The 5,577-nt window shown below is 48.8% G+C and carries 3 protein-coding genes; all 3 read right to left on the reverse strand.

Annotated features, from left to right (window positions below):
• Positions 1–1,082: NADH-quinone oxidoreductase subunit M (locus NZ772_12685; protein ID MCS6814407.1), on the reverse strand; the 1,082-nt coding region annotated here is incomplete at its 3' end.
• Between the two features lie 54 nt (positions 1,083–1,136).
• Positions 1,137–2,978, reverse strand: coding sequence for an NAD(P)H-quinone oxidoreductase subunit F (locus NZ772_12690; GenBank protein ID MCS6814408.1), 1,842 nt, complete (start codon positions 2,976–2,978; stop codon positions 1,137–1,139).
• Positions 2,979–4,117: 1,139 nt separating this feature from the next.
• On the reverse strand, positions 4,118–5,577 hold a 1,460-nt coding region (locus NZ772_12695), incomplete at its 5' end, for a TolC family protein (protein MCS6814409.1).

A 5,577-nucleotide genomic window follows, 5' to 3' on the forward strand; every position in this document is an offset into this window, starting at 1 on the left:
ATAGGATTCATCAGTCCATTGAGAACATCCAGCTCTCTGGTACCGACCTTAGTCTCCACAACGCCTACTAAATGAAACAGAATTGCCAAAATCACGCCATGAGAAACCATTTGCGTAACAGCACCTACTAAGCTAAGGGCCGTCAGAGCAGCACCACCCAAGAGGACATAGCCCATATGACCGATAGAACTGTAGGCTACCATGCGTTTGATGTCCTTCTGAGCAATGGCTACAGTTGCCCCATACAGAACACTGGCCGTTGCCCAAGTTGCCAGCCAAGGTGCTAATGTTCCCCAAGCTTCAGGAAACAGTCCCAAACCGAAGCGGAAAATACCATAGGTGCCCAGCTTAGCTAACACACCTCCTAGTAAAATTGCTACAGGTGCAGAAGCAGCAACGTAGGTATCGGGCAACCAAGTATGCAGAGGCACCAAGGGAATCTTAATGCCAAATCCTATCAGCAAGAATCCTAACAGCACTAACTGGATCCACTGTGGCAATGATTGACCCATTAGAGACTTGTAGGCAAAGCTATTGGCTCCCTGTAACCACACTAGACCAAGGAAAGCTACTAGGATTAAGGCTCCAGACAGGGCAGTGTACAAGAGAAACTTGATGGCCGCATAGTTGCGCTTTTCCCCACCCCAGATGGAAATTAGCAGGTAGAAGGGCACTAGCTCTACCTCATAGAACAGGAAGAACAGCAACAAGTTTTGGGCTAGAAATGCCCCAGCTACAGCACCATTAACCAGCAGGATGAGGCTATAGAACAGGCGGGGACGGTCAACGTCTTCGCGACTGCCGTAGATAACTATCCAACTCAGTAGGCTATTTAGTGCCAACAGTGGCAGAGAGAGACCATCGATACCAAGCTGGTAGTCTAAGCCCAGTTCAGCTATCCAAGGCAAGTATTCTGAATACTGAATTGAGGGATTGGTGTAATCAAATTGGGTGGCAATCCAGACTGTCCAGCCTAGAGTCAGACTGCTGAGAATTAGGGCGATCGATTTACTCTTCTGGTTGGGTAAGAGCGCAACGGCAACGGCGCTCAGAATTGGAAACCAAATTAGTACGCTTAACATATACTTGTCCTCACCGACTGCTGATACTTGTCCTCACCGACTGCTGACCAATGACTAATGACCAATCACAAATGCCCAACTGACACTAAGCATGATGGCGACCAGACCGATGGCGATCGTCAATACATAGAACTGGCCCTGTCCAGAGTTGCCATACTTAAGGGTTTCGCCGCTAAACAGTGAAACTAGGCCAACCAAATTCACTACACCATCGACAATCTGGCGGTCAAACCAATCAATAATTCGGGATGCCCAATCTACAAAGAAGACGACACTAGAGCGATAAATCTGAGGCGTATACAAATCGTAGGCGAAGAAGTTTTGCAGAGCCTGCCAAGGCAGTTGAATTGGCTTGGGAATGCTCTGACCAACATAGAGCACAGCCCCAACTCCAGCCCCGATAGCACTCGACCACAGTAGCAACAGTGCCATATCTTTATTCAACTCTGACCAATTGGGGAACAGACCCAAGCTCTGGAGCACCAGGGGAAGGTGAAGCGTGAAACCTAGCATGATGGTCATCGGCAAGACAATCAGCCAGAAGTTCTCTGGCGATCGCTCCGTCATAGGCTTAGGAGAACCAGCAAAGATTAAGCCAAACTCGCGGGTCATGCTAAAGGCGGTCAGCCCATTCACCAGTAGTAACACCCCAACAAGCCATGGCTGCGTCTTCCATAGACCATCTGCCAGTTCCAGCAGTGCCCAAAAACCACCCAGCGGTGGTAGCCCAATTAGGCCAGCCATGCCCACTAAAAAACTCAAGCCCGAAATAGGACGACGACTCCATAACCCCCCTAGCTGTGTCAAGTCCTGGGTAATGCTATTGAGGACAATGGATCCAGTACTCATGACCAACAGGGCCTGCGACATAGCATGGGAGAGAATAATCAATAGGGCAGCATCGGTCTGACCAGTACCTACGGCGACAAAAACTAGCCCCATGTAGGCACTAACTGAGTAAGAGAGCGCACGCTTAACATCAATTTGGGCGATCGCAATCAATGTACCCCCTACGGCAGTCAGAGCACCGATGGTGATCATCGTTGTTGTAACGATGGGCGACAGCGCAAATACTGGCTGCAATTTCACCAGTACCCAAGCACCAGTAGCAACCACTACCGAATTTCGCAAAATAGTACTAGGAATAGGGCCTTCCATAGCCTCATCTAGCCACAGATGCAGTGGGAACTGAGCGCACTTGCCCATCGGCCCTGCTAGCAATGCTAGTCCGACAAGCGCCGCGATCGTTGGATCAACTGTTGCTGTTTTCGCCCACTGTGCCAACTCATCAAAATTCCAGGTGCCAGCTAGGGGATAAATAGCCAATACCCCCATCAGCAGGAACAAATCTCCTATACGCTTGGTTAGAAAAGCATCACGGGCACCCGTCACCACCAAGGACTGGTTGTACCAGATGCCAATCAGCAAGTAAGTGCCTAGAGTCAATATCTCCAGGATCATGTAGCTGAAAAACAGAGAGTTACAAAAGGCAAGACTGCACATACCTGCCTCGAACAAGGCAAGCAGGGCGAAGAATCGTGACCAACCCCAATCCATCTCTAGGTAGCCGATGGCATAAATCTGTGCCAGTAAATTGATACCCATGACCAGCAGACTAGCTCCCACGGTAGTAGCAGAAATGTCAAGGGGTAGCGTGAGGTCTAGTCCAGCGACTTGCAGCCAGGATACTGAAATCTGAATAGGCTGTTGCCATGCGATCGGAAACGCAATCAGACTATGCAAAAAACCTATAAAAGTCATCACTAAATTGACATAGCCCGCAGGGCGAGGGCCTGTGCGACGGATTAGAGCGGGCGACCAAAGCGTAGAGGCAACCACGCCAACGAGCGCATAGCAGGGAATCAGCCAGACAGTTTGCAGCAAAAATTGAGTCATGCAGGTCACCTGTAGGACAATAGAGAGATAATAGAGAGATAAATAGGAAATACTATCTGAATCGCTCTCGATTTATCGAGGGTGATAAAGGGAATCTGTAGGTGCAGGTTAATAATCAACGATAATGCTAACCAATTAACCCACTAGCTACAGCCACAAGTCATGGAGCCACCATAACTTCCCCGCAAGAGGGAAGCACTCCCATACGAATAAGCTAAGCATTTGTGACTAGCACTGAGTACACCAATGGCTTGCACTCATCGCAATTCACTGTTCAACAGTATAAAACCAAATGTTAATAAGAAAAATTTAATCTTTCTCATAGTCTGGATAGATATGAGCTTATTTGTCTGGGGTAACTCCATCTAATTTCAAGTGCTATCGATAAGCATAATGTATGAAATTAATCAACCCTATTAATTGAGTTTTGATGTGTCAACGCTCTAGACAGTTTTTGTGAAAATACTGGAACTTATACTATACCGTCAGCATTTGCCCTCGCCCCAAATTCCTCTCCTAGAGATGCAGAAGGAGTTGGGGAGTAAGCATAAGCTATCTTAAAACCGTCCAAACTACTGATCACTCAAACCTAGAGTAGTAGCTATCCTGTAGGAGGATATTGATAGAAAAGTAATGTAGAGGGGCTGAGTGTAGCCTCTCAAGGCGGAAATGATTCAACGACTCAGATTTAAGAATTAACAATCCTGCGTAACTACTCAACTTGCTGTTACCGAAATCCCCCTCTTAAGAGAGGCTACTGCGCATCCTACTACACCTGCAATATATCTTGACCCTAATGGCAACATCCTGCTATGTCTCCTCTGGGGCATTCTGCTCTTGCCAGCATATCAGCTTGGGGTGAGAGTGGGGGGATTGTGTAAGAGGTAGGGGTAATGACTCCCAAGGAGCAAGTAGGGCTGTAAGCCTGTATACAGGAAACTGCGGAGATTTTGTATTGCAACAGTAACTATCGAATCTCAGAGCATAGGAGAATCAGCATGACTTGGCGTACGCTGATCCTCAAGTAGGAGGCAGGAGTTGGAGTTTACTTAGTATTGCTAGGTTTTATCTAGAAATAGTTACCCTTAGATTCCTAGGTGAAATCTGGGAGCCGGAAGTGAGCAAGGGTTAGGGGTAGCTTAGTTACTCGCAGGTGAGGTACTGCTGCCCGCTGCTAGATTGCTGATAGCCCGTTGCAGTGATGCTAAGGCACGGTTGTAATCCAGAATGGCACGAAGACGATTAACTTGTGCTCGGGTTAGTTCAGTTTCGGCATTGATGACTTCTGTTTGAGTGCCAACACCCGCCTGGAACCGCAAACGTGCTAGTCGTAAACTCTCTTCAGCCTGTTCTACAGCTAATGCTGCTGTTTGGATATTCTCAAAATTAGCTTGCAGATTGGAGTAGGCTTGCTCTACCTGGAAGCGAATTTGGTTGCGAATATCTGCAAAGCGAGTTTCGGCAATGGCTATGTCTTGCTCACGCTGCTGTGCCCTTGCTACTGAGGCTCCGCCATCATAGAGGGTCCAGTTCACACGAGCACCAATGGCGTAACCATCCGCAGACCCAATGTTGTCATCAAACTGGTCAAGCACAGAATAGTTAGCAAACAGGCTGACTTGGGGACGAATGCTGGCTAGTGCCAAATCTCGTTGTTTTTCACTCAACTCGCGCTGCACAAGTTGCTGCTCTAGCTCTGGACGATTCTTAAAGGCCATGATGATGCTGTCTTCTAGGGACAAGCTCCAAAGTCCAGCGATGGCAACTGGGTCGGCTGCGGCAATGTCAATCGACTGGGGAATGCTCAAACGCTGGGCCAACTGACGACGACTAACACGCTGGGCACTAATGGCGCGCACTAAATCTTGCTTGGCATTAGCGAGTTGCACTTCCGATCGCAGCACATCAAATCGAGTGCCTACCCCTGCCTCTTCTAGAGCCTTTGCATCCTTTAAGCTCTGTTCAGCATTGCGCACAGCCTGTTTGGCAATTTCAACCTGTTGGTCAGCTTCTTGCAATGCATAGTAGTCTGTGGTCACGTCAAGACGCAAGATCTCAAGCTGGCGTTCGTATTCCAATTCGTTGATGCGCAACTGACGCTCCGCAGCAGCGATCGCCGCTGAGCGACCACCCGATGTATCCAAACTGTAGGTGACTTCGATCGTCCCTGACAGAGAACTACTGGTTGTGGATTGATTTTGTTGCCCCAACAGTGCTGCTAAAGAATTGGGATCACGGCGGCGATTGGATAGTTCTGCACTGGCTGAGTCAGTGTAGGACACTGTTCCATTGAGGTTAACGCTGGGGAGTTCAGCCGCTCTGGCTTCACGCACCGCTAGACGACTGCTCTGCACCTGAAGTTCTATAACCTGCAACGATCGACTATTGCGCCGTGCTAACTCTAGCGCCTGCGCTAGGGTTATGGGCTGTGTACCTATTAGGGTTACCTCCTCTGGTTTGGTAGGAAATTGCAGAGGATTGGCCACAGGATTAAGGTAATCTGGGGGTGGCGTGTAGGGACGGGTTGGGTCAGCAATAGGCACCGATGGCGTGGTAACAGTTGCAGGCCTAGTCTGTTCTAGAACCAGACCCGGCAAGG

The sequence above is a fragment of the Cyanobacteriota bacterium genome (assembly GCA_025054735.1).
GTDB lineage: Bacteria > Cyanobacteriota > Cyanobacteriia > SKYG9 > SKYG9 > SKYG9.

What these genes read in the sequence shown, in the direction of transcription:
- NZ772_12690 (MCS6814408.1), bottom strand. Translation starts at nt 2,978, where the DNA reads ATGACTCAATTTTTGCTGCAAACTGTCTGGCTGATTCCCTGCTATGCG.